General features: G+C 65.8%; 22 protein-coding genes. 9 read left to right on the plus strand and 13 right to left on the minus strand.

The features are described from left to right. Positions 1-44: 44 nt before the first annotated feature. From OEZ60_RS10105 to OEZ60_RS10140, 8 genes are all read right to left on the minus strand, one after another. Positions 45-317 carry an NfeD family protein gene (locus OEZ60_RS10105; protein WP_263335575.1) on the minus strand — a complete coding sequence of 91 codons (273 nt, stop codon included), beginning with the start codon at positions 315-317 and terminating at the stop codon, positions 45-47. Continuing rightward, a complete protein-coding gene (locus tag OEZ60_RS10110) occupies positions 317-1,210 on the minus strand; it encodes an SPFH domain-containing protein (protein WP_263335576.1) in 894 nt (297 codons plus the stop codon). Before OEZ60_RS10110 ends, OEZ60_RS10105 begins: the two co-directional genes overlap by 1 nt. 72 nt (positions 1,211-1,282) lie before the next feature. Further along, positions 1,283-2,338, minus strand: a complete 1,056-nt coding sequence (locus OEZ60_RS10115) for an ornithine cyclodeaminase (RefSeq protein ID WP_263335578.1) — start codon at positions 2,336-2,338, stop codon at positions 1,283-1,285. A 12-nt stretch (positions 2,339-2,350) separates the two neighbouring features. Then, positions 2,351-3,046 (minus strand): ABC transporter permease, encoded by a 696-nt coding sequence (locus tag OEZ60_RS10120; RefSeq protein WP_263335579.1) that lies wholly within the window; start codon positions 3,044-3,046, stop codon positions 2,351-2,353. Positions 3,047-3,049: 3 nt separating this feature from the next. Then, positions 3,050-3,727 (minus strand): ABC transporter permease, encoded by a 678-nt coding sequence (locus OEZ60_RS10125; protein ID WP_263335580.1) that lies wholly within the window; start codon positions 3,725-3,727, stop codon positions 3,050-3,052. A 12-nt stretch (positions 3,728-3,739) separates the two neighbouring features. Further along, a complete protein-coding gene (locus OEZ60_RS10130; RefSeq protein ID WP_263335582.1) occupies positions 3,740-4,498 on the minus strand; it encodes a transporter substrate-binding domain-containing protein in 759 nt (252 codons plus the stop codon). Positions 4,499-4,541: 43 nt separating this feature from the next. Further along, positions 4,542-5,333 (minus strand): ABC transporter ATP-binding protein, encoded by a 792-nt coding sequence (locus tag OEZ60_RS10135; protein WP_317852830.1) that lies wholly within the window; start codon positions 5,331-5,333, stop codon positions 4,542-4,544. 79 nt (positions 5,334-5,412) lie between these two features. Further along, positions 5,413-6,327, minus strand: a complete 915-nt coding sequence (locus OEZ60_RS10140) for a LysR family transcriptional regulator (RefSeq protein WP_263335585.1) — start codon at positions 6,325-6,327, stop codon at positions 5,413-5,415. Positions 6,328-6,416: 89 nt separating this feature from the next. On the opposite strand from OEZ60_RS10140, the gene OEZ60_RS10145 reads away from it, so the two are divergent. Further along, positions 6,417-7,523, plus strand: a complete 1,107-nt coding sequence (locus tag OEZ60_RS10145; RefSeq protein WP_263335587.1) for a M14 family metallopeptidase — start codon at positions 6,417-6,419, stop codon at positions 7,521-7,523. A gap of 405 nt (positions 7,524-7,928) precedes the next feature. Here OEZ60_RS10145 and OEZ60_RS10150 read toward each other — a convergent pair whose 3' ends face one another. The 4 genes from OEZ60_RS10150 to OEZ60_RS10165 form a co-directional block, all read right to left on the minus strand. Beyond that, complete coding sequence (locus OEZ60_RS10150) at positions 7,929-9,923, minus strand: Calx-beta domain-containing protein (RefSeq protein WP_263335590.1); 1,995 nt, start codon at positions 9,921-9,923, stop codon at positions 7,929-7,931. Positions 9,924-10,077: 154 nt separating this feature from the next. Then, the gene (locus OEZ60_RS10155) at positions 10,078-11,274 is read right to left on the minus strand and encodes a glycosyltransferase family 4 protein (RefSeq protein WP_263335591.1); all 1,197 of its coding nucleotides are present in this window, start codon (positions 11,272-11,274) and stop codon (positions 10,078-10,080) included. A gap of 505 nt (positions 11,275-11,779) precedes the next feature. Continuing rightward, positions 11,780-13,711, minus strand: coding sequence for a GumC family protein (locus OEZ60_RS10160; RefSeq protein ID WP_263335593.1), 1,932 nt, complete (start codon positions 13,709-13,711; stop codon positions 11,780-11,782). Further along, entirely contained in the window at positions 13,708-14,952 is a 1,245-nt protein-coding gene (locus OEZ60_RS10165) for an O-antigen ligase family protein (RefSeq protein WP_263335594.1), read from the minus strand. Before OEZ60_RS10165 ends, OEZ60_RS10160 begins: the two co-directional genes overlap by 4 nt. Positions 14,953-15,520: 568 nt before the next feature. Between OEZ60_RS10165 and OEZ60_RS10170 the strand changes: the two genes are divergently transcribed. The 8 genes from OEZ60_RS10170 to OEZ60_RS10205 all read left to right on the plus strand — a co-directional run bounded on the left by OEZ60_RS10170 (position 15,521) and on the right by OEZ60_RS10205 (position 24,251). Continuing rightward, complete coding sequence (locus tag OEZ60_RS10170; protein WP_263335596.1) at positions 15,521-16,243, plus strand: nucleotidyltransferase family protein; 723 nt, start codon at positions 15,521-15,523, stop codon at positions 16,241-16,243. A 68-nt stretch (positions 16,244-16,311) separates the two neighbouring features. Beyond that, positions 16,312-17,448, plus strand: coding sequence for a DegT/DnrJ/EryC1/StrS family aminotransferase (locus OEZ60_RS10175; protein ID WP_263335598.1), 1,137 nt, complete (start codon positions 16,312-16,314; stop codon positions 17,446-17,448). Further along, on the plus strand, positions 17,445-18,230 hold the full coding sequence (locus OEZ60_RS10180; protein WP_263335600.1) for a sugar transferase: 786 nt from the start codon (positions 17,445-17,447) through the stop codon (positions 18,228-18,230). Before OEZ60_RS10175 ends, OEZ60_RS10180 begins: the two co-directional genes overlap by 4 nt. A gap of 5 nt (positions 18,231-18,235) precedes the next feature. Beyond that, positions 18,236-19,255 (plus strand): SDR family NAD(P)-dependent oxidoreductase, encoded by a 1,020-nt coding sequence (locus tag OEZ60_RS10185; protein ID WP_263335603.1) that lies wholly within the window; start codon positions 18,236-18,238, stop codon positions 19,253-19,255. Next, positions 19,252-20,553: a polysaccharide biosynthesis/export family protein gene (locus OEZ60_RS10190; RefSeq protein ID WP_263335606.1), complete on the plus strand. Its 1,302-nt coding sequence runs from the start codon at positions 19,252-19,254 to the stop codon at positions 20,551-20,553. Before OEZ60_RS10185 ends, OEZ60_RS10190 begins: the two co-directional genes overlap by 4 nt. 19 nt (positions 20,554-20,572) lie before the next feature. Next, complete coding sequence (locus OEZ60_RS10195; RefSeq protein ID WP_263335609.1) at positions 20,573-21,337, plus strand: AAA family ATPase; 765 nt, start codon at positions 20,573-20,575, stop codon at positions 21,335-21,337. Beyond that, complete coding sequence (locus OEZ60_RS10200) at positions 21,334-22,719, plus strand: oligosaccharide flippase family protein (RefSeq protein ID WP_263335610.1); 1,386 nt, start codon at positions 21,334-21,336, stop codon at positions 22,717-22,719. The genes OEZ60_RS10195 and OEZ60_RS10200 overlap by 4 nt, the downstream gene beginning before the upstream one ends. A 14-nt stretch (positions 22,720-22,733) precedes the next feature. Then, on the plus strand, positions 22,734-24,251 hold the full coding sequence (locus tag OEZ60_RS10205) for an AAA family ATPase (RefSeq protein ID WP_263335612.1): 1,518 nt from the start codon (positions 22,734-22,736) through the stop codon (positions 24,249-24,251). A gap of 24 nt (positions 24,252-24,275) precedes the next feature. On the opposite strand, the gene OEZ60_RS10210 is transcribed toward OEZ60_RS10205, so the two are convergent. Further along, the gene (locus OEZ60_RS10210) at positions 24,276-24,932 is read right to left on the minus strand and encodes a LuxR C-terminal-related transcriptional regulator (RefSeq protein ID WP_263335614.1); all 657 of its coding nucleotides are present in this window, start codon (positions 24,930-24,932) and stop codon (positions 24,276-24,278) included. Positions 24,933-24,938 lie beyond the last annotated feature (6 nt).

Consider the following 24,938-nt stretch of genomic DNA (forward strand, 5'->3'; position numbering starts at 1 on the left):
CAAACATCCCCGCCGGAGGCATCCGACCGCGCCGGCAATGTCCGTCAATCCTCGTTGATGTCCCGGTCCCAGAGCTTCACCTGCCCCTTGCGCACGCCCACGACGCGTCTGAGTACCAGCCAGGCCGCGAGCGAGGCAACCGCGAAGACCAGCACCAGCACCGCGAGCGAGCCGCCGAGCAGACCGAGCCAGAGGCCCACCCCGGTCACCACCGCGCCGCAGGCGAAGCCGAGGAGGATGAAGCCCGGGATCACCACCTCGAGGATCGCGAGCACCGCGCCCGCGATCATCCAGACCCACCACGCCTGCCAGAGCATCACGCGCGCCCCTTCAGCATCCGGAACGCATCTCCGAACGCTTCGAGCGCCTGCGCGGGGACGATCACCACCTGCTTGCCCTGCCCCTGGCCGACCGAGGTCAGCGCCTCGACCTGTTTCAGCGCCACCTGGTACTGCGCCGCCTCGATTCCGTTGTCCTTGATCGCGCGCGCCACAACCTCGGTCGCATAGGCTTCGGCCTCGGCCGAGATGCGCCGCGCCTTGGCCTCCTGCTCGGCGGCGTATAGCTCGGCATCGGCGGCAAGTTCCACCGCGCGCTTCTTGCCCTCGGCCTCGGTCACTTGGGCCCGCCGCGCGCGTTCGGCGTTGAGCTGCTGCAGCATCGCCGCCCGCGTCGCCTCGTCGAGGTTCACGTCCAGCACCTCGGCCCGCGTCACCTCGATTCCCCAGTCATCTACCATCGCCGCGACCTGCTCGCGCACCTTCGCGATCAGGTCCGAGCGGTTCGACTGCACCTGGTCGAGTTCCATCTTGCCGATCTCGGAGCGCACGATGCCCGCGACGGTCGTGGCGATCGCCGCATCGACATCGCGGATCCGGTAGACGGTCTTCTCCGGCTCGGTGATGCGGTAGAAGACCGAGGTTTCCACCTTCACCAGCACGTTGTCGGCGGTGATCGCATCCTGCAGCGCGTTCGGAAGCTGCCGCTCGAGGATCGAGATCTTGTGCGCGACCCGGTCGAGGAACGGCACGATGAAGTTGATCCCCGGCCCGAGCACCGCGCGCAGGCGCCCGAACCGTTCAACAACGTGCTTTTCCGACTGCGGCACGATCCTGACGCCTAGGAATACGCAAAGAATGATGAAGATCGCAAAGGCCAGCAACACGCCGTTGCCGCCGATCACCTCGCCGATCACCTGTCCCAGATCCATGCGTGCCTCCTGCCGGTTTTGGAGCCGAACTATGCCCGCGGGCGGTGGCGGAGGAAACCCCCTTCGGTTGCGTCAGCCGGCGCGGTCGAGCCGCGCAGCCCCCGCGCGCAGGAGCATGCCGTAAAGATCGCGCGGCTCGTCCGGATCGGCGAGCATGTCGAGCGGCTGGAAGAGGCCGGTCGCGGCGACGCGCTCGCGCAGGTAGCGAAGCGCGCTGAAATCCTCGATCGCGAACCCGACAGAGTCGAAGATGGTGATCTGCCGGTCCGAGACCCGCCCCGCCGCGCGGCCGGTCAGCACCTGCCAGAATTCGGTCACGGCATGGTCCTCGGCAAGCTGCTGGATCTCGCCCTCGATGCGGGTCTGCGGCGGGTATTCGACGAAGATCTCCGAGCGCAGCAGGATCTCGCGCGCGAGTTCGGTCTTGCCCGGACAGTCGCCGCCCACCGCGTTGATGTGGACGCCCTCGGCGATCATGTTGTCCGAGAGGATCGTGGCGTAGCGCTTGTCGGCGGTGACCGTGGTGATGATCTGCGCCCCGAGGACGGCGTCCTCCGCCGAGGGGCAGGCGCGGCAGTCGAGCCCGTGGCCCGCGAGATTGGCGATGCAGCGCCGCGTCGCGGAGGGATCAACGTCGTAGAGCCGGAACTTGCGGATCCCCATCAACGCGTGGAACGCGAGCGCCTGGAACTCCGACTGCGCGCCGTTGCCGATGATCGCCACCGTATCGGCCCCGCGCGGCGCCAGCACCTTTGCCGTGAGCGCTGAGGTCGCGGCCGTGCGCAAGGCCGTCAGGATCGTCATCTCCGACATCAGGAGCGGGTAGCCGGTCGCCACATCGGCGAGAACACCGAAGGCGGTTACGGTCTGGCGCCCGTCACGGGCATTGCCGGGATGGCCGTTGACGTATTTGAAGCTGTAGGTCTCTCCGTCCGAGGTCGGCATGAGCTCGATCACCCCTTCGGCCGAATGGGCGGCGACGCGCGGGGTCTTGTCGAACCGCTCCCAGCGGCGGAAATCCACCTCGATGAAGGCCGCAAGCTCACGCAGGAAGGTCTCCACCCCGGTCTGCAGGACGATCTGCATCATGTGGTCGACACTGACGAAGGGAACGATGTTCAGGCTCATTTGGGTAATCCGTCAACGGGTTGCGGCCGGGCGCAGATGCGCCAGCCATTTGCGGCCGCCGAGTCCGAAGGCCGCGGCTATCAGGAGGGTCAGAGCGAGATAGAGGAGAGCCGCGGTCACCAGTCCCTCGTAGGCGAGGTAGTACTTGCCGTTCAGCGTCCGCCCGGCGCCGAGAATGTCCTGGATGGTGATGACGCTCGCCACGGTGGAGCCGTGCAGCATCAGGATCACCTCGTTGCCATATTGCGGCAGAGCGCGGCGGAAGGCGCCGGGAATGGTGATCCGGCGCAGCACCTGCAAGGGCGAGAGCCCGATCGCCTCGGCCGCCTCGATCTCGCCCTTCGGCGTCGCTTCGAGCGCGCCGCGCAGGATCTCGGCCGTGTAGGCCGCGGTGTTCAGCGAGAACGCGATCAGCGCGCAGTTGAAGGGGCTTTTCAGCACCGCCCAGAAGACGCTGTCGCGGACGAACTCGAACTGCGCGAGCCCGTAGTAGATCAGATAGGTCTGCACCAGCATCGGCGTGCCGCGGAAGGCGAAGATGTAGCCGCGTAGCACCTTGTCGACCACCGGCAGCCGCATCCCGCGCAGGACCGCAACCGGCAACGCGATCGCCATGCCGATGGCGAGCGACATCACCGTGAGCTTCAGCGTCATAGAGATGCCGGTCACGAAGAGGTCGGCGTTTTCCGCGATCAGGTCGATCCGCATCGGTCACACTCCCACGCGGTGGCGCCGTTCGAGCCGGTGCAGGGCATGGCCCGACACCGCCGTCAGCGCGAGAAAGAAAAGGATCACGGCCAGCATGAAGACGAAGGGCTCGCGGGTGGCCTTGCCCGCCTTGTCGGCGAGCCCGACCATGTCCTGCAGTCCGACGATCGAGACGATGGCCGTGGATTTCAAGAGCACCAGCCAGGTGTTGGTGAAGCCCGGCAGGGCGAGCCCGAGCATCTGCGGAAGGATGATCCTCGACAGGATGCGGTGGGACGGCAGGCCGATCGCCTGCGCCACCTCGACCTGGCCCCTCGGCACCGAGAGATAAGCGCCGCGGAAGGTCTCGGCGAGGAAAGCGCCGAAGATGAAGCCGAGCGTGAGCACGCCGATGACGAAGGGGCTGACCGAGATGCGCTCCAGCCCGAAGGCGGCGCGCACCGTGTTGATCGCCCGTTCGCCGCCGAAGAAGAACAGGAGCATCAGCACGAGGTCCGGCACGCCGCGCGCGATCGTGGTGTAGCCCGTCGTCACGCTGCGCAGGACCGCGCCGCCCCTGAGCGAGAGCGTCGCGAACACGCCCCCGAGCAGCGTGGCAAGCGCCATGGACAGGAACGCGACCGCGAGGGTGACACCCATGCCGCCGATCAGGATCGGCCCATAACCGACAATCGAGTCCATGACGCCCGCCCCTTAGCCGCCGTACTGGTCGGTCGTGAAGTACTTGTTGTTGATTTCAGCGTACTTGCCGTTGGCGCGGATGGCCTGGATCGCGCCGTTCAGCCGCACGCGCAGATCGTCCTCACCGGGACGCAGGGCGATTCCGGCACCCTTGCCGAAATACTTCTCCTCGATATGCGGCGCGCCGAAATAGGCGAAACCCTCGCCCGCTGGAGTCTTGAGGAAGGCGATCTCGCCGGTTCCGGCATCGACGAAAGCCGCGTCGATCCGCCCGGCCGCGAGGTCGAGGTAGATCTCCTCCTCGGAGCCGTAGAGGCCAAGCTCAACATCCGGGAACTCGCCGGCCATGAAGTCGTTGGCGACAGTACCGCGCTGCACGCCGACGCGCTTGCCGGCAAGGCCCTCGGCGGTGTCGGTCATCCCGGCATCGGCGCGGCCGATGAACATGTTGGGCGATTGCAGGTATTTCTCGGTGAAGGCGACGATCTGGGCGCGCTCCGGCGTGATCGACATCGAGGCGATGATCGCGTCGCACTTGCCTTCCATCAGCGAGGGGATCATCGCGTCCCAGTCGGTCTTGACCAGCGCGCAGCTGGCACCGATCTCGGCGCAGAGCGCGTTCGTGAGGTCGATGTCCATGCCGACGATCTCGCCCTTCTCGTTCATCATCGACATCGGCGGGTAGGCGCCTTCGACGCAGACCTTCAGTTCCTCGGCGCCCGCAATCGCGGTCGAGCAGAGCAGCATCGCTGCCGGAAGGAATTTCCTCATCGCTTTCTCCTTGTCTGAGGTGGTTCGTCGCGCGGTCGGCGCCCTATTGGCCGAGACGCACATGGGTCAGGAATTGCTTCAGCCGCTCCGATTGCGGAGCGGAAAAGATCTGCGCGGGCGCGCCGCGCTCCTCGACGAGGCCCTTGTGCAGGAACACGACCTCGGTCGATACGTCGCGCGCGAAGGCCATCTCGTGGGTGACGAGGAGCATCGTCCGCCCCTCGGTCGCGAGGTCGCGGATCACCGCCAGCACCTCGGCCACGAGCTCGGGATCGAGCGCGCTCGTAGGTTCGTCGAAGAGCATCACCTCGGGTTCCATCGCCAGCGTGCGGGCGATCGCAACGCGCTGTTGCTGGCCGCCCGAGAGATGGCCGGGATAGCTCGACTCGCGCCCCTTCAGGCCGACCCGGTCGAGCAACCCTTGCGCCAGCGCCACCGCCTCGTCCCGGCGCAGGCCGCGCACCTGCATCGGCCCCTCGATCAGGTTCTCGAGCACGGTCATGTGGGACCAGAGGTTGAAGGACTGGAACACGAAGCCGAGCTTCGCCCGGATCCGGCGCAGCTGCCGCGCATCGCGCGCCACCCGGCGCCCCCGGCGCATCACCAGATCAAGATGCTCACCCGCGACGGAAATCTCGCCCGCGTCGCTGCTTTCGAGCTGGTTGATGCAGCGCAGGAAGGTGGACTTGCCCGACCCCGAGGCGCCGATCAGCGAGATCACGTCGCCCTGCCGCGCCTCGATCGAGACGCCGCGCAGCACCTCGACCGAGCCGAACTTCTTATGCAGATCGCGCACCGAAAGGCGCAGATCGACGATCGGTTCCATGCTGGTCATGCCGGCGCTCCTCCATTCGGGCCCGAGGGCCTTCCCGAAGAATGGCTAACACCGCAGCGCCCGGATGCAGCATGAGAATTTAGGCCGTCACATGAGTGGCGCTCATGGTATTCCGGCGCACCACATCCTTGATCCACGCGACGAGGCGCTGGATGTCTGGTTCCTTGCGGCGTTCGTATTTGATCTGAAGGTCATAGGTCTGGCCCGTGGGCAGCGCCGCGCCCGGCAGCCGCCGCAATTCACTTCGCGCAAGCGCAGGGAAGGCCATGAAATCCGGCACCAGCGCCGCCCCCATCCCGGCCCGCGCCATCTCCAGCGCGAGCAGGTAATGCGTGCAGCAATGCCAGGCACCGTCGCGAATCGTTGGCAGATCGAGGTCGTTCAGCGCCGCGAAGGCTTCCCAATCCGCCCCCACCATCACGGGATCGGTTTCGGAGGTGATGAGCGGCACCGGCCTGTCGAACCCGTCCCGGCAGGTCGTGGACGCCGCGACCGGCACTAGGTACTCCGGGAACAAGCGCAGCGACCAGTACCCCCGGCGCGTCGGTTCCGAGGTGATGAAGACATCCGCCACCCGGTCGCTGATTTCCGGCGGATCCGAGATCATCACCAGCCGGAGGTCGATATCGGGATGCCGGGCGGTGAACTCCGGCAGGACCGGGATCATCCAGCCCGCCGCGAAGGACGAATAGAGCGCGACCCGGATCATCCGCCGGTTCAGCCCGATCGTCGAGGCCGTCGATTGCTCGATCAGGTCGAACGCCCCGTCGAGCGCCTCGGCGAGCCGCGCGCCGGCCCGCGTCAGCGCGATGCTGCGGCCCTGGCGCTCGAACAGTTCCTCGCCGAGATAATCGGTGAGATTGCGCAGCTGGTGGCTCACTGCGCTCTGGGTGATGCCGAGTTCCTCGGCCGCTTGGGTGACCGACAGATGCCGCGCCACGGCCTCGAACACCTGGAAGCCGCGCAGGTTCAGTTGGAGACGACGCTTGGCCATACATGATCCCTGTTCATCCTTCGCGAGGGGAACTCATTACCCGCCCGCGCGTCAAGATCCTAGGTTTCCCCGGCAGAACGGAGGCGCCCATGCAGACCGAACATCTCCCGCTCACCCCCGGCCCGATCAATGGCGAGCGCCGGCTCACGCTCTACCGGTTCGGAACGCCGGGCGCGCGGCCGCAGGTCTATATCCAGGGCGGCCTTCATGCCGACGAGGCGCCGGGGATCGCGGTCGGCTTCGCGCTCCGCGACCAGCTGCGGCAACTGGAGGCCGAAGGCCGCTTGCGCGGCGAGGTCCTGCTCGTGCCGGTGGCGAATCCGATCGGGCTCGACCAGGGCATGATCGGCGGCAGCTTCGGCCGGTTCGAGGTCACCTCCGGGCAGAATTTCAACCGCGCCTTCCCCGATGCGGCGGCGCTGGCGCTCGCCATCGACAACGCCGCGCCCGAAGGCGACCCTGTCGCCGCGCTGCGGGCCCGGATGGCGGCGGCGCTTGACCGGCTGGTGCCGCTCACGCCGCTCCTGGCGCTGCAACGCTGCCTGCTGCGGCTCGCGATCGAGGCCGACATCGTGCTGGACATGCACTGCGACTCCGAGGCCGTGACGCATCTCTACTGCCATTCCGAACAGGCGGATCGCGCGACCCGGCTCGGGCGCGCGATCGGCGCCGGGGCGGTGCTCCATGCGCCGCTGCAGGGGGGCTACTCCTTCGACGAGGCGTGCACCCTGCCCTGGATGCGGTTCCGCGACCGCTGGTCCAACGCCTCCCTGCCAATCGGCTGTTTCGCGGTAACGCTGGAATGGCGCGGCGTGCTCGACACCGATCCCGCGATCGCCGAGCACGATGCCGCCGCGGTCATTGCCTGGCTGGCGGATGAGGGGGTGATTCACGGGGCCGCGGGCAGGCCGCGCGAGGGGGGAGTCGCGTCCACCCCGCTCGCGGGGGTCGAGGTTGTGACCGCCCCGGCCTCGGGTCTCTTTCATGCCGCTGTCGTACCGGGCGAGCCCGTTGCCGCGGGCGCCACGCTCGGCCATCTGCGTCGCCTTCCCGACGGCGACATAATCCCGCTTCGCGCGGGCATCGGCGGGCTCGTCTATGCTCGGGAACAGGCGCGGATCGTGCGGGCCGGCGCCGAGTTGTTCTTCGTCGCCGGCACCCGGCCGATCCGTGAGGGACTGCTGCTGTCCGCCTGACCACAAGAAGCCGCCGGCCCTGCGGGCGGCGGCGCTGTCGCTGATCCCTGCCGTACCGCCGCCTTCCGTGGCGTGCGTCGTCGTGATGTTGGTCAGGGGATGGCGCGGGACACCGATTACCCTCGCGATCTTCGAGAGGGAAAACGCCAGTTCCGGCTTTTCGCAATACGCGTCAGGGCCGCAGCCCAGTATCAGTCAGAATGGCAAGGTGCATCGCTCGTGCCAGATCCACATTTGCTCTGCCATTCTGATGTTTGAATCGGTGGTTTGATGGGGCGATCCGTTCTCCCCATTCTCCGGCATAAAAGGGCGCAGGTTAGAATGCCCTCGAAGCACCCGAAACGGCACCCGCCCAAGCGTGGCGGCGGGCCTGCGCCCGCCGCCTAGGGCAGCCGTGAACTCGGGTCAGGCAACCATCCAGGCCGAAGCCGGATCCTGCGTGTCGCCTAGATCGATCTCGATCAGCCGCCCGTCATCGACGTGGCTCCAACCGTAATCCGCGACATAGAGGTGCATCTCGCCGGATCCATCGCTCGCCGGCGCGAAAGCGAGGTCCTTTACGCTGACCCGATGGTTGGTTCCTTCGGCGCGGGCATCCGTCAAGGCATCGATCACCTCGAGAATGGTCCCGTTGAAATCGACTTTCCAGATCAGGTCGCTGAAACCGCCGCCCACATAGAAGACCCCCTCATCGGGATCGTAGGCCAGCGCCTCGGGGTCCATGATTGTTGTCGGGACCGTGAACGATCTGAACAGCTGCGTTCCGGTTTGGTCCACCTCTATGACCGTTCTCGAGAGGCCGTTGAGAATGAAGAGGTGTCCGCTGACCGGGTCGAAGGCCACGTCCTCCGGGTCGATACCGCCAAGGGGAACGGTATCGAACTCCCACAGCACCGATGTCGGATTACTCGCGTCGACGACGAAGACCTTGTACAAATCGTCATCGGTGATGAACAGCCGCCCATTCTGGGCATCAATGGCCAGGCCGGTGGGCTCGTCAGTGAAGGGAAGCGACAGACTCGACACCAACGAACCATCCAGCGACGCTTCGAAGAAGTTGTTGGCGCGGGAGAAGGGCATCTCGTCGACCTCGGAATCGACGATTATCAGCCTGCCCGTCAAGGGATTGTATATGATACCCGACGGGTCCGTCGAACCCAAGGAGACGGTGAAGTGATCGGCCACGACCTCCGGCCGCTCGTCCTCGATTGTGGCGGTGGCGGACCTGATTCCGATCCCCAGCGCCTCGCCCGTCACCGCGTCTTCGACACGGTCGATTTTCAACGAGAACCGCTCCACACCCTCGGCGAAGTCGTCATCCGTAATCGCGACAGCGACATAGGCAAAGGTGGACCCGGCCTTGACCGTCACCGTGTGTCCGCTGAGCGTCCCATAGTCGACTCCGTCGGTAGCCGTACCCTCCCGCGTGCTCAGCCTGAACACGACGTCGTGATCAAGTGCTTGCGACAGCTGAAGAACAAACATCACCTTGCCGGCGTCCTCCTCAGTCCGGCCGGGTGTCGCAAGAGCGATCGACGCCGTCACATTGGCGGGCGCGCCGTAGGAGATGATGTCAGCCGCGGTCAAGGTCACGCCCGTGGTGAACTGCACAAGCGTTGTCGCGGACTGGGAGCCGCTTCCGTCAGGATCCCAGAGCAGCGCAGGCTTGGACCCGGCAGGCTTGAAGATGAACTGCCCGTGACTCGCGGTGGTAGGGGCGTCGATAGCGAAGTAGCTCGGGTCGAGCTGCCCCCCAATCAGACCGGAACCTTCCGAGAGCCCGAACGCGGCGGCATAGATGCCGATCCGGTCCACCGCCTCGTAATCGTAAATCCGGTCTGTCAGATTGTCCCCAGTGCCGAAAACGAACGTATCAGCGCCGACGCCGCCATACAGGTAATCCTTGCCGAGGCCGCCGATCAGGACATCGTTGCCGTCATAACCGTACAGGGTGTCGGTGCCACCGCCACCGAAGAGGATATTGTTCGCTTCATTGCCCTTGATCGTATTCGACAGATCGTTCCCGGCACCGTTCAGATTGCTGGTCCCGGTCAGGTCCAGCTTTTCCACGTAGGCGCCCAAGGCGTAGCTGATGGTGCTGACGACGTAATCCGTGCCGCCGTCGTCCACGCCCGGAACGGTCTCTTCGCTGACCACATCGTTCGGATCGTCCACGCGGTACGTGTCGTTGCCGGCGCCGCCGTACATGGTGTCCGCACCCGTGCCGCCGTCCAGAAGGTCGTTGCCGTCCCCACCGTACAGAAGGTCATCGCCCCCTTCGGCATAAAGCCGGTCCTTGCCAGCATAGCCGAACAGACGCTCGTTGAATCCGGATCCAATCAGATCGTCGTCTCCGACGGTACCAAAAATATCGCGAATTACTTTGTTTGGAATTCCCATATTCTTAACCTTCCGCTGCACAGAGTACTGTCAGGGTGCGGTCAAAGCCCCTTCCCCTCCTTAGAATACGCCTTTGCCAGCCAGAACGCCTCGACCTTTAGGATCTAATCGTTGGTACGACCAACGGCGTATATTGACTTTTCGCATTTGGGTGTCATGCCGTCGGCTCGTCGGCCGCCGGCAATTCGGCCATGGTGTCTTCCCGATCTCGCAGGATGGTATCGTAAAGTTGCGCCATCCGATCGGCCATGACCTCCAGGCTGAATTGCTCCCGTGCGACGGCATCTGCACGCCCCGCCATGGCGCGCGCGGCCTCGGGATCCTCGAGCACCTGGATGATGCCGTCGGCCAGCCGTTCGGGATCGCCCGGCGGCGCTAGGAGGCCGTTCCAACCATCCCGGATCACTTCCCGGCAACCCGGCATCGCCGAGGAAACGATGGGCAAGCCTGCGAGCGACGCCTCCAGCAGCGCGCGCGCGACTCCTTCCCGGTACTCGGTAGGGAAGGCGAACACGTCCGCCATGCGCATCAGCGCCGGCACGTCCCGCCGCGCGCCGGTGGCAATGACGTAGGGCGAATGCGCCTCGATTTCCGCAGCCGAAACCGCGAGTGGACCCTCGCTCTCGCGCGGACCGACGAGGACGAAGCGGACGCCGGGGCGCACGCGGTGGACGATGGCGGCGGCCTTCAAGAGCGTGGGAATGCCTTTCTGGCGGGTCATGCGGGACACTGTAACGACCACCTCGGCATCGCCGAGGCCCAGTTCGTCGCGCATCGCCTCGCGCGAGGGCAGTTCGGCCAGCGCGCGCTCGAATGCCTTCACGTCCACGCCGCTGCCGCCGGCCGGGATCAACACGCCGCGGCGACCGTCAATGCGGTTTCTTCGGAAGAAGTCACGGTCGTCCTCGATCTGGAACACAGTGGCTGCGGTGCGGCGCGCAGCGAGACGATGCAGCGTCTGGAGGACGGGTCGGGTTGCCACCGCCAGGGGCGCGCGCGAGGAGTAAACCCAGGATCGCCCACAGATCGTCCGGACCGCCTTTGTGCCTGTACCTGAAAGGCCGGAAGCGAGAGGCACGAGTAGGCAGGGCTTTGTGTCAAATCCCTGCGCAATATCCGGCTGAAGCTCACGCAATATCGCAACCAAACGGCGCAAAGCGCGCAAGTCCGACCCCGGACTAATGAAGCGGTCGAACGGGAAGGACACAAAGTCGATCCCGTGGCTCAGGAAAGGCGCGGGATCGCCACTCCCCGCGGCCGTCACACGGTATCCGCGACGGCGCATGGCAAGGATGAAGGGAATGCGAAGATTATTGTCCTCGCCACCGACATAGAGAACGTGGGCAGGCATCTCAGCTACTCCTTTCGCGCTTCTGAGCCGCGTACGGTCGCCAGTGGCAACTCGGACGAGCATCGAGAAAGCGGCCCGCAAGAGATCCGTTGACTTTGTTCCATTCACGGTCGTCGCAGACCGCGCCACGAAGCCACGCCAACAGGGACGAGCGCGCAAGATCGCGGGCACAAGCGCATGTGTGGCCCGCTCTTTTCATATCAGCGGGCGCCGGCGATCAGGGAAGCCGCAAGCGCCCTCGGCCTTTGTGAACTCTCGGCGCCCGATCGCTCCGGATATGAACGGCAGGTTCCTAATCTTACCCTCCCAATGAAGCTTTCCGAATGATTCGACCGCACGGTCCCGCTTCGCGAAGCGAGCCGGCCGCACCTTCTGCAGGCTCTTCAATATCGATTGCGGACGCGCATCTCATGGAACAAAGGTCTTTGACCCAAGGCCATTGCCCCCTTGGAACGCCTTCACAGCGCCGAAGGACTTCGAAGCATCGCCCCATAGGATAGAGTCCTCAGGCACGCTGAACCGCCGTGGTCATGTTGCGCTCCTCGCCGTACCGATGACGCGCATGACGGCGCATGTCGGCCTGGGCGATCACGACCGAAACCACCGGCATGAAGCCCCCCATCGCGCGCAGGCCGTGCAACGCGGCCTGGGCTGCGCGGGCTTCGGTGGCGCCCCACTTCACCACGAACAGAACGCGATCGACCATCGAAGCAAGGAGACGCGTCTCCGTGGCGCTGGCGGCGGGCGCGCTGTCGATCACGATGTAATCGTAGGTCTTGGCGAGTCGGGTCAGGAGTTCCGGAAACTCGTCGGTGCACAGGACCGTGAGTGGATCGGCGTCACGCCGCAACGGGGAAAGATAGTCGACGCCCAGCGCCTCAACCCTGCGGATCGCATTTTCCGGGGGCTCGTCGAGCAGTTCTTCGGGTTCGGGCTCGCCCAGCGCGGCGGCGACCCCCAGCCGCCGGACATTCAGATCCATCAGCAGGACCCGGCGGTTCAAACGCGCGGCATAAAGTGCGAAGGCGACAGCGGTGGTTGTGGCACCGTCGCCTTCTGCGACCGATGTTACGAGGAAGGTTCGCGGCTCCAGGGCCGATCCGACGCGCTTTCGCGCTGCAACCGATATGGCGCGGACGGCTTCGACGTAGGGCGTGAACGGGTCCTGTGGCAGAATGTCGGACGGATCTTTCGCCAGCGTTCTCGGGCGTTTCGGCACCAACCCAATGCACGGAACCTGCAACGTGTCTTCCACGTCCTGCTCGCTCCGCAGACGCTGGTCGGCGCGCTCCAGCAACAGCGCGACCATGGCGCCGATCGCCGCCGTGCCGACGATTGCAGGGAACAGGAACAAGAGCGGATTGGGGGAACTTGGCACTTCCGGAACCTCCGCCAGCGAGACGATGCGCGCCGGAGGCCGTCCGGGGCCGCGGCTGACGAGATCGGCGCGGCGACGGATCAGGCTTTCATAGGCCTCTTCAGCTGCCGTCACTTCCCGCTCGAGCTCCCGCAACTGGATCTGCTGCTCGCCCGCGGCGGCGCCCGCCGCCCGCAACGCATTGAGGCGCTCATCGATATCGCCGACTCGCGCCACCGCCTCGGCGCGCGCCCGCTCCAGCTCGTCACGGTCCACCCGCAGCGATTGCGCTTTGACGTTGCCTCCGGCCGCATCGCCACGCGCTGGATCTCCGACGACCACCGCACCTCTGGCATCCACATTCGCCACGCGGGTTGCGTTTTCTCCCACGCTGCGCAGTTGTGCCTCGCGAGTCGCCAGTTCGGCACTCGCTATGGAGAGTTGTCGGCTCATCTGACCGATCTGGATGTCAATCTCGTCGGCCCGGCCGGCGTCGATCACACCGTTGGCGACGCGATAAACCCTCAGCTCGTCGATGGTCCGATCAAGATCGTCGCGAGCTGTTTCCAGACGGGCGGCAACGGCATGCAGCGCCTTGTCGTGCTCGACCTCCAGACGATCCGTTACTCCGTCCAGATAGACCTCGATGGTCTTGTTTGCGACCGTGGCCGCCACTTCGGGATTGCTGGAGGAGAACGTAACCGAGATCAGGCGCGATCCGTGCTCCTTAAAGACTCGCAAACGCTCTTCCAACGCCTCGTAACCGGGCAAGCCCATCGCGTCCTCTGCCACCGCATCGGCCTCCTCAAGGTTCGTGGCCAGACGCCGGAGTTGGTCAGGCGACCTCAGAAGCTCAAGGAAAGTGGCCACCGCAGCGTCGTCCATGGTCTCTACGCCGTCGCGGATTTCGGAGACCAGCAGCATCTGCGCCTTGGCCGTGTAGGTCGGTGGCAGCAGAAAGGCAGCAGCGCCGACCACGACGCCGCCAAAAAGCGTGACCAAGGCGATCAGAAGCCAACGTCTCCGCAAAAGGGTCGAAACCTGGCGGAAGTGCAGGGCGTCCGCATTATCATAAATCATTGCACAGCCTCCGAACGACGCAGGCGGAGCGCCGAGCGTGTCCGCTCCGCCTCAAGAAGGCACAGCACGATCCCAAACCAGAAGATCGGGTGCCGCACCATGAAATGGAACATGCTGAATACCGCCCACGCCATGACAAGGGCGGTCAATACCGGCAGCCGGGCTCGCCAGCCCGAGTGCAACGTGGACACGCAGATCCAGATGAATGCCGCAAACGCCACGAGCCCGCCCTGCGTGAAGAGGTCAAGCGAGGTGTTGTGGGCCTCGAACTTGTTCGGAGGCGGTCGCTTCCAGGACTTGACCGTCGTGAGGTGCGGGCCAGGCCCGTAGCCGATCATTCCGGATTCCAGACCTTTTTCCCAAGCCTCCATCCAAAGGTTCAACCGCAGCTCACCTTGCCCGTTGTCGGCGTATACTTCGGCGGAGTAATCCTCGACCCGTTCCAGCGCCGCCGACGTGAACGGCACCGCTGACGCGGCGGCGAGGGGGAGCGAGAGCAGGCCAAGCACCACGGTCGATCCCCGCAGGGTGGGCGCCATCTCGAGGTTCTTTAGCCACGTGATGGATTTTAGGATCAGGAACACCGAGCCGGCGGCCATCAGCGCGACGACCAGTGCGTCGCTCCGGCTCAGGATGCCCCCCAAAGCCGCCAGCGCTCCACAAGCAAGAGCCGTCACGGCCTCACGCGGCGCACGGGCGGTTTCGGCGAGGTAGGACGCAAGAAGAAACAAGAAAAGCGCAAAGAAGGCGAACTGGTTGGCATTGACCGACCAGCCGATCAGCCGCTCGAAATACCAGGTATTGGTGCCCAGAGACGGGAAAAGGCCATAGCCGCCAGCGAGCTGCATCGACATCGACACAGTCCCGATCCCCACCACCAGCCAGACGGCACGCCGGCGCCGCTCCGCGTCACCGAGTTCGAGCGCGAACATGCAGGCCAGCGCGCAGGACAGCGAATAGGCGAAGATGTCATGAATGATGCCGCTGTAGAAATGGAACGGCTCGCGGACAAGTCCGACGATCATCCCGGCGCTTTGCGCCAATAGAAGCGCGAACCAGAACGCGCTCAGGCGTCGCAGGGCGAGGTTGCCCGTAATCGCCGGCTGCAGGAATTGCCGAAGTGCGGCGATGCCCAGCCAGGCGACCAGCATGAGTTCCCCGGGCCCGAGCGGCAACCCGCCGAACCGCAACTGGGTCGACGGATAAAGCACCAGACCGAAAGCAAGAAGGATCGTCGTCATGGCGCGCGATACGTGGTGTCAATGAAGCGCCATGACGTCGAATGCGGGCTTGAAGTATCAAGACAAATGAAAAGACCTTTGCGCATAAATCGAAATCCCCTCGCACTCACTTTACTCGACACGCCGGGCAGGCTTGCTGCCCGGGAACCGTCGCGTCTTAAAACCAAGATCCGGCCGGCCTCTATACAATCCGGTCGGCACATATAGGCCGATCTCGTGGACGCACGCTAACTCCGGCCCCGAAATCGGAGGAGCTCCGCCGCGGCCCTAAACAGATTAATGCTCGCACAAGCCCGTTAGCGGTCGAAGTTCAACTAGGGAGTAATCCCGGCCTCATGCCAATTGAGTACCCCCCGTTCCCCACAGAGTGCTCATCCCCCCCCAATGCATATACCTTGAATGGGCGACTGAATCCGCCGGGGGGGCTGCGTTACCATTAACTAAGCCGCGAGAACGTAGAGAGCTGAACGCATTCTCGTCCAGTCACGGATCGCATGGTGCGATTGTCCTTGGGTGCGAGATTATTTGAAGCGTCTTTGAGCATGTGTCTTTGTAAGGAGCGAGTGAAATGAAGGTTGTTATCCAGTGCGGGGGTAAGGGAACGCGCCTGCGTCCATACACCATGGTTCTTCCCAAACCTCTGATGCCAGTCCAATCCCAACCTGTTCTCGAACTGCTGCTCAAATGGCTTCGTCGCAACGACGTCCGCGATGTCTATATCACGACCGGCTATCTCGGCCATCTGATCCGCAGCTTCTGCGGCGACGGCCGCCAGTGGTCGATGAACATCCGCTACACGATCGAGAGGCAACCCCTGGGCACGATCGGCCCCCTCGGGATGCTGCGCGACGAACTCGACACGACCTTCATGGTCATCAATGGCGACGTTCTGACCGATCTCAGCATCGGCGCCTTCGCCGCCTGCCACCACCGCTGCGGCGGCCTTGTCACCGTTGCAACCGCGCTGCGCGAGACGCCGCTCGAATTCGGCGTGATCGATGCGCCCGAAGGCCGGGTCAAGAGCTTCAAGGAGAAGCCCAGCCTTACCAACCTGATGAGCATGGGCGTCTATTGCATGGAGCCCGAGGCGCTGGAATACGTTCCGGACGGCGTGCCCTTCGGCTTCGATGACCTGATGTATTGCCTGCTCGCACGCGACAAGCCCGTCTACACGTACCGGCACGACGGGCTGTGGCTCGATATCGGCCGCGTCGACGATTTCCAGAGCGCCCAGATCCTGGACTGGGACGAACAGTCGCCCGCGCATGAGCGCCTGGGTGCCGTTTCCTGACGTTCTGCCAGCCAAGCCGAAAGGATTGGCAGCGGTGGGCTGAACGGTGTGCGAGTAAGGAGATTTCGATGCTGCTCGTGTCAGAACCCGTCCTGGGACCCGAGGAGAAAGCGGCCGTCGCTCAGGTGATCGAGGACGGCTGGATCACGCTCGGCCCGCGTGTGGCCGCTTTCGAGCGGGCCTTCGCGGAACGTCACGGCGCCGGTGACGCCGTCGCGGTCAATTCCTGCACCGCGGCTCTGCACCTCGCGCTCGAGGCGCTCGGCATCGGGCCCGGCGACGAGGTGCTGGCGCCGTCGCTGACCTTCGTGGCCACGGTGAACGCCATCCACTACACCGGCGCGGAGCCGGTGCTGGTGGATATCGAGAGCCTCGACGAGCCGCTGATGTCGCTTGAAAAAGCGGAGGCGCGCGTGACACCGCGCACCCGCGCCGTGATGCTGATGCACTTTGCCGGCCATCTCGCCGAGCGCGCGGCCTGGCGGGCCTTCGCCGACCGTCACGGCCTCCTGCTGATCGAGGACGCCGCCCATGCGGTCGGCGTGCCGGAGGTCGGCAGCTACGGCGACGCGGCGGCCTTCAGCTTTTACGGCAACAAGAACATGACCACCGCCGAGGGCGGCATGATCCTCATGCGCGACCCCGCGCTGCTGGACCGCGCGCGCCGGATGCGGGCTCACGGCATGACGTCCAACGCTCACCAGCGGCTTCAGGCGCGGTCCGTGCAATATGACGTGGTCTCGCCCGGCTGGAACTACCGGATGGACGAGATCCGGGCGGCGCTGGGCCTCGTGCAACTCGCGCGGCTCGACGCGTTCAATGCGCGGCGCTCGGAACTGGCGGCTCTCTACCGGGGGCGTCTGGCGCCCCTGCAGGCGCGCGGCGCGCTCGGCGTGCCACGGCCCCGCAGCGGCGCATCGGCCGACCACATCTTCCCCGTCGTCCTGCCGGCCGGCGCCGACCGCAACGCCGTCGCGGCGGCGATGGCCGACGCGGGCGTGCAGACGACGGTCCATTACCCGCCGGTGCATGAACTCTCCTATTACCGCGACCGCTGGCCCGAACTGCACCTTCCGGTGACGGAGGAGTTCGCACGCAGGGAGCTGACCCTGCCGCTTCATCCGAAGATGACCGAAGCGGACGTCGAGCGTGCCGCGCGCGTGCTCGAGGCCGCAATGCAGCCGATCAAGGGAGCCGCCGCATGACGACACTCCGCGCCTCACGACAGCCGACGCCATCCGAAGCCCTGAGCCGGGCGCTCGACCTCGTGCTGGCGACCGTGGGCGTGATCGTCCTCGCGCCGCTGATGCTCCTGATCACGATCGCGATCCTTTTGGAGACCGGCCGGCCGATCCTGTTCGCGCAGGTGCGTCTCGGCAAGGGCGGGAAGCGCTTCTGGATGTACAAGTTCCGCAAGTTCGGCCCCAACCCCGCGACGCAGGGGTGCCCGCTCACGGTCAAGGGCGATCCGCGGATGACGCGGGTCGGGCGGGTCCTCGAGGCGACCAAGCTCGACGAACTGCCGCAACTGTTCAACATCCTGCGCGGCGAGATGGCCTTCGTCGGCCCGCGCCCCGAAAGCCTGGATTTCGCGGACTGCTTCGAAGGCGCCTTCCTCGGGGTGCTGGAGCACCGGCCCGGCATCTTCGGTCCGAGCCAGGTCGCATTCCGCAGCGAAGCCGATCTCTATCCGGCAGAAAAGGATCCGACGGTCTTCTACCGGCGCGTGCTCTTTCCTACCAAGGCGACGCTCGACCTCCAGTACTACCCCAATCGGACCACGATCCGGGACATCGGCTGGCTGTTGCGCGGCGTGCTGGCGGTTCTGGGCGCGACGCCCGCGCCAGCATCCAACGTTCCGCTCGCCGGGAAGTCCGTCACGAAAGCGGCGCGGCGCCGCGCTCCCGGCCGTGGCACGGGGCGCCGCTCGCTCGGAAGCCTGAATCCAGAGTATGACCCGGCCGCCAAAAGAATTCCCGGAGAATGAGGAATATGCATACCAAGTCTGCCTACGAAGGCCGCAATGTCCTGGTCACCGGCGCGGACGGCTTCATCGGCTCGCACCTGACCGAGGCGCTGATCGCGGCCGGCGCCAATGTCACGGCGCTATGCCTCTACAACTCCTTCGACTCGCTCGGCTGGATCGACGACCTGCCCGCCGCGGTGCGGTCCTCCGTCAACGCCGTGCGCGGCGACGTGCGGGACGCAGCGCTGATCCACAGGCTGACGGCACGGCAGGACGTGGTCTTCCATCTCGCCGCGCTGATCGCGATCCCGCATTCCTACGTGGCGGCGCAATCCTACGTGGACACCAACGTGAGCGGAACCCTCAACGTGCTCGAGGCCGCGCGAGCGCATGACGTGCCGCGCGTGGTCCACACCTCCACGAGCGAAGTCTACGGAACCGCCCTCACGGTGCCGATCAGCGAGGACCATCCGCTGCAGGGTCAGTCGCCCTATTCAGCCACGAAGATCGGCGCCGACATGCTGGCGGAATCCTTCGCCCGCTCGCACGACATGCCGGTCGCGATCCTGCGGCCCTTCAACACCTTCGGCCCGCGCCAGAGCGAGCGCGCGGTGATCCCGACCGTGCTGCGCCAGGCGCTCGATCCCGAGATTCGCTCCATCCGCGTCGGCGATGTGACGCCGTTGCGCGACTTCACCTACGTCCAGGACACCGCCTCGGCCTTCCTGGCGCTCGGCGGCACGCCCGAGATCCTGTACGGTGTTCCGTACAATGCGGGCACTGGGCATGCCGTTTCGGTCGGCGACCTCATCGAGATGATCCGCGCCATCGTCGGCTGCGCCAAACCCGTGGAGACCGAGGCCGCCCGAATGCGACCACCACGCTCCGAGGTTCGCGAGCTACTCGCCGACAACAGCCGTCTGCGCCAGGCAACGGGGTGGCGGCCGCGTATCGACCTTCCGGAAGGGCTTGCTCGCACTGTCGAGTGGTGGCGCACCCGCCTGAAGAACGGGAAGGTCCGTGAGGAAAAGGGGTACGCGACATGACGATCGGTCATCGGCACTTCACGCTTGCATCGGCTGCCGGGCTCACCCTCGCTTCGATACTCTGGAGCACCGGGGTCCGGGCGGACGAGGCATACCGCCTCCTTGCCGGCGACGTCGTCGCCATGAGCATTGCCGGTGTGCCCGACCTCTCGCAGGAGGCGCAGGTGCAACTCGACGGATACCTCAGTTTGCCGCTGATTGGCGAGGTTCGTGCCGCCGGACGCACGATGCCCGATCTGCGCGAGAGCATCCGCGCCGTGGTCACAAGCCGCCTCGTCACTGTCTACACGCCGAACGGGCAGGAGCATCTGCGCTCTTTCGCACGCGACCAGGTCAGCGCCTGGATATCCGAGTATCGGCCGGTGTTCGTCAGCGGTGACGTTGCACGGGCGGGCGAATTCAGATTCCGCCCCGGCATGACGGTTCGACAGATCATCGCCGCCGCCGGCGGCGTTGCGTTGACGCCGGCGGTGGGGCCGGTCGTCAACACGGCGGGGCTCGAAGCCGACTACGTCGGTGCATGGCACGCGCTTGCCGCGATGGAAGCTCGTGTCTGGCGGTTGCGCACGGAACTCGGGGAAGACATCGGCTTCGAGCCCGCCGAGCTGCCACCGCGACCGCAGCGCAACACTGCACTTGAGGATATCCTGCGCGTAGAGAAGGATCTACGCGAAGCGCGCGCCCTCGATCACGAGCGCGAACGCAGCTTCCTGGAACGCTCCCTTACCCAGATTGACCAGCAGACGGCCGTGCTGGTGCGCCAGCTCGAAGTGGAGAAGGAGACCGAGGTCGCCGACGCCGCGGATCTCGAACAGGCGCGCGAATTAAGCGGCAAGGGCCTCTACACCCAGTCCCGCCTGTCCGACCTCCGCAGCGCGGCACTCATCTCCGCGACCCGCCGGTTGCAGACGGAAACCAACCTGATGCAACTGGAGCGGCGCAAGATAGAGGTCGCACGCGAGTTGGAGCGGCTGGACGACCACCGACACCTGTCACTACTGGACGAGATCCAGCAGGCGCGGGTCAAGCGCGCGGCCGAAGCCGCCAAGCTGAATGAGCTCGTCGCCCGGCTGGAAGCGGCGGGCTTGGCCCCGCCAGCCGCCGGCACGCATGGCAAGATCGTCGTGACCGTCGTGCGCGCCAGCGCCGAGGAGTCGATCGAGGCCGCGCTCGACCTCGAGCTGGAACCGGGCGACGTCGTCCAGGTTGCCCGGCAGTCCATTGTCGAGGCGCAACAATTCGGCGCGGTTTCGGCGCCGGGGACAGCGCTCCTCCGCACGGCTGCGGATCTGCCTTGAAGGCCGGGAGCGAAGCATAATGTACACCGCATCGCCTGCCACTTTTCAAAAGGACGCCGACCTGCCGGGCTTGGTCGTCGAACTCGTGGGCCCTTCCGCCTCAGGCAAAACGACGCTCGCGAAAGCTGTCGTCCAAGAATTCCCCGAAGTACGTCTGGTGGCAAGCGCCCGCCCTGCCGAAATGGAGACCGCGGCACGGTCCCGCCTTCTCCCGGTCGCGGCGCGCGGCGCAAAAATCGTGCAGGCGATCCCGCATCTAGGTAACCGCACGCGCTCCTGTGACACGACCGAACGGCTTATTGCGCTAATTCCACCCGCGAGCCCGCTCAAACGGCTAAGGTATCGGCGGTATCTGTCGGAGCTCTCTCAGCGCCTGCGCCGCGAGCGCGCCGCCGGAGGAGTTGCTCTTCTCGATCAGGGTTTCGTCACCGCGGTGGGTTCGCTTGCGGCGATCTCAGGAACCTCCGAACTGAACATCCTGGCGCGGGCACTGAGCATCGTGCCGCAGCCGGATCTTGTCGTCTGGATCGAGACGCCACGCGAGGTAATCGCAGGACGGCTGCACGACCGCCGTGCTGCTCAGTCGGCGGCGGAACGTCTGTTCGAGCTCGGCATTCCCGAGACGCTCCGCCAGATCGGGATCTTTGAAACGCTGGCGCCCCTGGTCGAAGCCAGCGGAATCCCCGTTATACGGGTCGCCTGCCCGGACCGCGAAGCTCTCGGTCCGGCCGCGGGAGCCATGCGGGGTCGTATCGCTGAACTCATGCGGGAGAAAGAAGCGTGACACGCGTCATCGACCGGGAACCGCCCGCAGCGCAGCGTCGGTGGTCGTTGGCCTTCATCGAGCGGTTACGCGCCCGAGGCCTCGCCTCAAAAGGATTCTCCACGAGCAGCGCCGGAGCATTCGCCGTGCTCGTCGGTGGTGCGGGGGTCAGCTATCTGGCGCAGGTTGCCACGGCCCGCCTGGTTGGCGTCGACAGCTTCGGCATCTACATGTACGCCGTTTCCTGGTTGCTTGTCGCCTCCACGCTCTCCACGCTTGGCTTCCATGTCTCGCTCCTTCGGCTCCTCTCTGCCTACCGCGCAGAGGGAAACTGGGCCGCAATGCGGGGTGTGATCCGGTTCACGGCGTTGATCGTGGCCGTCGCGAGTGTGCTGGTCGCGTTGCTCGGGATGGCGCTGACACTGTCGACGGGGGCGGAACCAGAACTGCGAGTTACCCTGCTGATTGCGCTGGTCGCGACGCCGCTGTTCGCTCTTCAACTTGTCGGTGCATCAATCGTGCGGGCCTTCGGCAGTGTCGTCGCCGCGCTCGCGCCACTGCGGCTGGGCCGCGATTCCTTCGCCATTGTCCTGCTGGCGGGCCTCGTGGGTTTTGGTTTCGCACCCGCCACGGCACCGACGGCAATGGCGGCCATGTCGGCAAGCGGCGGCCTGATCCTCGCGATCGCCATCGTCCAAGTCCGGCGCAAGCGCCCGGCGGAACTGGATGGAGTGAGCCCGCACTCCGCCTTGCGCGACTGGATGCGCCCGGCGCTGCCGCTGACCGTCATCATGGGCGCGGACGTGGTCATGGCCCGGTCCGGCATCATCGTCCTCGGACTTCTGGGCGATGCGCGCGGCGCCGGGATTTTCGCCGTCGCGTTCAGCCTGTCCATCCTGATCGCCCTGCCCCGCATGGCGGTGGCGGCCGCCTTCGCGCCGACCGTGGCTTCGCTACATGCCCAGGGCGACCACGATGGCCTGCAGGCGTTGACCAGGCGCGCCGCGCGGCTCACGCTTGCGGGTGCGGCCTGCATTGCCGTGCCGATGCTCATCGCGATGCCGATGCTCCTTGGCTTTTTCGGCCCCGGCTTCGCCGAGGGAGCGCCCGCCGCGGCAGTCCTGGTGGCCGGACAGCTGGTCGCCGCCGCGGCAGGCCCGCAGCAGCACCTGATGACCATGACCGGCCGCGAGACCGCCGGCGCCGCCATGCACTCGGGCGGGGCGCTGATCGGCCTCGTGCTGTGCTTCCTGCTCGCAGGGCCGTTCGGCATTCTCGGCGCGGCCGTTGCGATCTCGACGGGTGTCGTCGCCTGGAACGTAGCAATGGCGTGGTTCGCCTTCACACGGCTTGGCCTGCGGCCGGGTCTTTTTGTGGCAAGAGCCGCACCGTCGCAGATTTGAGGGAAAGCTGACGCATGCACCAGGATCTGAGCTTCACGCCGTCGTCTCGAGAGAACATCGCGCCCGATAACCGTGCGGATCCCATTCACGCCCTGATCGAGGAACTGAATACGGCGGGCCTTCGGTACTGCCACTGGAAGAGCAACATCCGCCTGCCCGAGAGCCTGCGAGGTGAAGATGATCTGGATCTTCTCGTCCACCGCGAGGACGCCGACGCCTTCGATGTCATCCTCGCGCAATGCGGCTTCAAGCCGGCCGTGTCGCGCGGTGGCCTGACCCATCCCGGTGTGTTCCACGCCTATGCGCTGGACGCCTCCGCCTCCCGCCTGTTGCATGTGCATGCCTATTTCCGTGTCGTGACCGGCGACAGCCTCGTCAAGTGTTACCGGCTGCCGATCGAGCGGGATCTGCTCGGTGTCGGAGCGGTTTCGGACACGGTTCCTTTGCCAACGCCCGAAGCAGAGCTCGCGCTCTTCACGCTGCGCATCCTGCTCAAGCACCTCCATCCGGTGGAGATCTGGATGGTCCGGCGCGGCTATGAGGAAGTGGTGCGCGAGCTCGACTGGTTGCGGAACCGCGCCGAATTGCAGGGCGCGGCCGAACTGTGGCGCGCCTGGATGCCGGCGAGCGAGCCTCCGGCACTGGAAACCGCGCTTGCCGCCATAGCCGAGCCCCGCGCCTGGCTGTGCCGCGTCGGCCTCGGCCTACGCCTGGCATCGGGCCTGCGGAACCGCCGGCGGATCGGCACGATCGCCGCCGAGGTCGAGCGGCTGCGCCGGGTCGGGCGGATGGCCATCGGTCGTTTCCGCCGCCGTCGCGATCTGGTTCCCCGGACCGGCGGGCTCATCGTTTCAATGGTCGGGCCGAAGGCGGTGGGCAAGTCAACGCTGAGCGGCGAACTCGCGCGCCGTCTCGGGCGGGAGCTGGACGTGCGGCGCGTCCACGTGGGTAAACCGCCTCCGACGCTCCTGAGCTTCGCGCCGCGGCTTATTCTGCCGCTCGCCCGCCGGCTGTTCAAGGGCGAGCGCTCCGGCGAGTATCAAAAGCCCGAACGCCGTCGCGAGGGGCGTTATTCGCTGCTCTATGTGTTGCGCATGACGCTTGCCGCCTACGACCGGCGGGCGCTGATCCGGAAGTGCTCGAAGGCCGCCGCGAGCGGGACGATTATCGTCACCGACCGCTACCCTTCCGAGACGCCCGGCGCCATCGACAGCAGCTGCTTCAACGATGCCGCGATCGCCGCCTGCGACTCGGGCCTTAAGCGTTGGCTGATGCGGCGGGAGCGCGCACTCTACCTGGGTCTACCACGCCCCGATCTGGTGATCCGCCTGACGGCTTCGCGCGAGACCGCGGTTCGCCGCGACGCGACCCGGATGAAGGAGGGCGGTCCCGATGCGGACGCCGTGCTGCGGCGCTGGCGGATGGAGACGTCGACCGGTTTCGGACCGGTGCCGGTGATCACCGTCGACACCGACCGCACCATCGAGGAGTCTGCGGCCGACGTGACCCGCGCCGTGTGGCGGGCCATCTGAACCAGTTGGAGAGCATCGGCGGCATCAATGCTCGCCGACGCCAACCTCTCGCGCCCAGAGCGCAACTTCAGTTCGATTGGTAGCGCCGGTCTTTCTCAGGATCGACTTCACATGCACCTTCACGGTGGCGTCGGATATGTCGAGATGGCGCGCGATCACCTTGTTGGGCGCGCCCCTGGCGAGCCCGTCCAGCACCTGCCTCTCGCGCACCGACAGTTTTTCGAGAAGTTCGGGGCCGGAGGTCTCCGCCTCGTCGGCCGCTTGCGCGCTGACGTCATCCCAGCCGACCGGCATCGGGAAGAAATGCTCGCCGAGCGCGATCAGCTCCAGGGATTTCACGAGATTTGCCGGGGTGCTCGTGCTCAGGAGCACCCCATCGACGCGCGCCGCGGCCGCCATGGGGGCCACGGTCTCGCAATTCTGTTCAACCATCAGGGCGATGTGCGCGGACGGGTACCTCTGGCGCAGCAGCTCGGCTTCGTCCGGCTCCAGCCTGCCCTGCCGGACAAGGCTCACGAGGATCACGTCGAGTGCGTCCGACGGATGCGCGGCGGCCGAAGCTTCTTCCACGCTGGACCACGCATCGACCATCTTGAGAGGGCGCCGGCTGAGCACGCGCATCAACCCTTCGCGCATGATGCAATCGGTTTCTATGATTGCAATTGAGAAGGCCGCAGTCATTGTGGA

It is taken from the genome of Albidovulum salinarum (assembly GCF_025673475.1).
In the GTDB taxonomy this organism is placed as follows: domain Bacteria; phylum Pseudomonadota; class Alphaproteobacteria; order Rhodobacterales; family Rhodobacteraceae; genus Albidovulum; species Albidovulum salinarum.

What these genes read in the sequence shown, in the direction of transcription:
- OEZ60_RS10105 (WP_263335575.1), bottom strand. Translation starts at nt 317, where the DNA reads ATGCTCTGGCAGGCGTGGTGGGTCTGGATGATCGCGGGCGCGGTGCTC.
- OEZ60_RS10110 (WP_263335576.1), bottom strand. Translation starts at nt 1,210, where the DNA reads ATGGATCTGGGACAGGTGATCGGCGAGGTGATCGGCGGCAACGGCGTG.
- OEZ60_RS10115 (WP_263335578.1), bottom strand. Translation starts at nt 2,338, where the DNA reads ATGAGCCTGAACATCGTTCCCTTCGTCAGTGTCGACCACATGATGCAG.
- OEZ60_RS10120 (WP_263335579.1), bottom strand. Translation starts at nt 3,046, where the DNA reads ATGCGGATCGACCTGATCGCGGAAAACGCCGACCTCTTCGTGACCGGC.
- OEZ60_RS10125 (WP_263335580.1), bottom strand. Translation starts at nt 3,727, where the DNA reads ATGGACTCGATTGTCGGTTATGGGCCGATCCTGATCGGCGGCATGGGT.
- OEZ60_RS10130 (WP_263335582.1), bottom strand. Translation starts at nt 4,498, where the DNA reads ATGAGGAAATTCCTTCCGGCAGCGATGCTGCTCTGCTCGACCGCGATT.
- OEZ60_RS10135 (WP_317852830.1), bottom strand. Translation starts at nt 5,333, where the DNA reads ATGACCAGCATGGAACCGATCGTCGATCTGCGCCTTTCGGTGCGCGAT.
- OEZ60_RS10140 (WP_263335585.1), bottom strand. Translation starts at nt 6,327, where the DNA reads ATGGCCAAGCGTCGTCTCCAACTGAACCTGCGCGGCTTCCAGGTGTTC.
- OEZ60_RS10145 (WP_263335587.1), top strand. Translation starts at nt 6,417, where the DNA reads ATGCAGACCGAACATCTCCCGCTCACCCCCGGCCCGATCAATGGCGAG.
- OEZ60_RS10150 (WP_263335590.1), bottom strand. Translation starts at nt 9,923, where the DNA reads ATGGGAATTCCAAACAAAGTAATTCGCGATATTTTTGGTACCGTCGGA.
- OEZ60_RS10155 (WP_263335591.1), bottom strand. Translation starts at nt 11,274, where the DNA reads ATGCCTGCCCACGTTCTCTATGTCGGTGGCGAGGACAATAATCTTCGC.
- OEZ60_RS10160 (WP_263335593.1), bottom strand. Translation starts at nt 13,711, where the DNA reads ATGATTTATGATAATGCGGACGCCCTGCACTTCCGCCAGGTTTCGACC.
- OEZ60_RS10165 (WP_263335594.1), bottom strand. Translation starts at nt 14,952, where the DNA reads ATGACGACGATCCTTCTTGCTTTCGGTCTGGTGCTTTATCCGTCGACC.
- OEZ60_RS10170 (WP_263335596.1), top strand. Translation starts at nt 15,521, where the DNA reads ATGAAGGTTGTTATCCAGTGCGGGGGTAAGGGAACGCGCCTGCGTCCA.
- OEZ60_RS10175 (WP_263335598.1), top strand. Translation starts at nt 16,312, where the DNA reads ATGCTGCTCGTGTCAGAACCCGTCCTGGGACCCGAGGAGAAAGCGGCC.
- OEZ60_RS10180 (WP_263335600.1), top strand. Translation starts at nt 17,445, where the DNA reads ATGACGACACTCCGCGCCTCACGACAGCCGACGCCATCCGAAGCCCTG.
- OEZ60_RS10185 (WP_263335603.1), top strand. Translation starts at nt 18,236, where the DNA reads ATGCATACCAAGTCTGCCTACGAAGGCCGCAATGTCCTGGTCACCGGC.
- OEZ60_RS10190 (WP_263335606.1), top strand. Translation starts at nt 19,252, where the DNA reads ATGACGATCGGTCATCGGCACTTCACGCTTGCATCGGCTGCCGGGCTC.
- OEZ60_RS10195 (WP_263335609.1), top strand. Translation starts at nt 20,573, where the DNA reads ATGTACACCGCATCGCCTGCCACTTTTCAAAAGGACGCCGACCTGCCG.
- OEZ60_RS10205 (WP_263335612.1), top strand. Translation starts at nt 22,734, where the DNA reads ATGCACCAGGATCTGAGCTTCACGCCGTCGTCTCGAGAGAACATCGCG.
- OEZ60_RS10210 (WP_263335614.1), bottom strand. Translation starts at nt 24,932, where the DNA reads ATGACTGCGGCCTTCTCAATTGCAATCATAGAAACCGATTGCATCATG.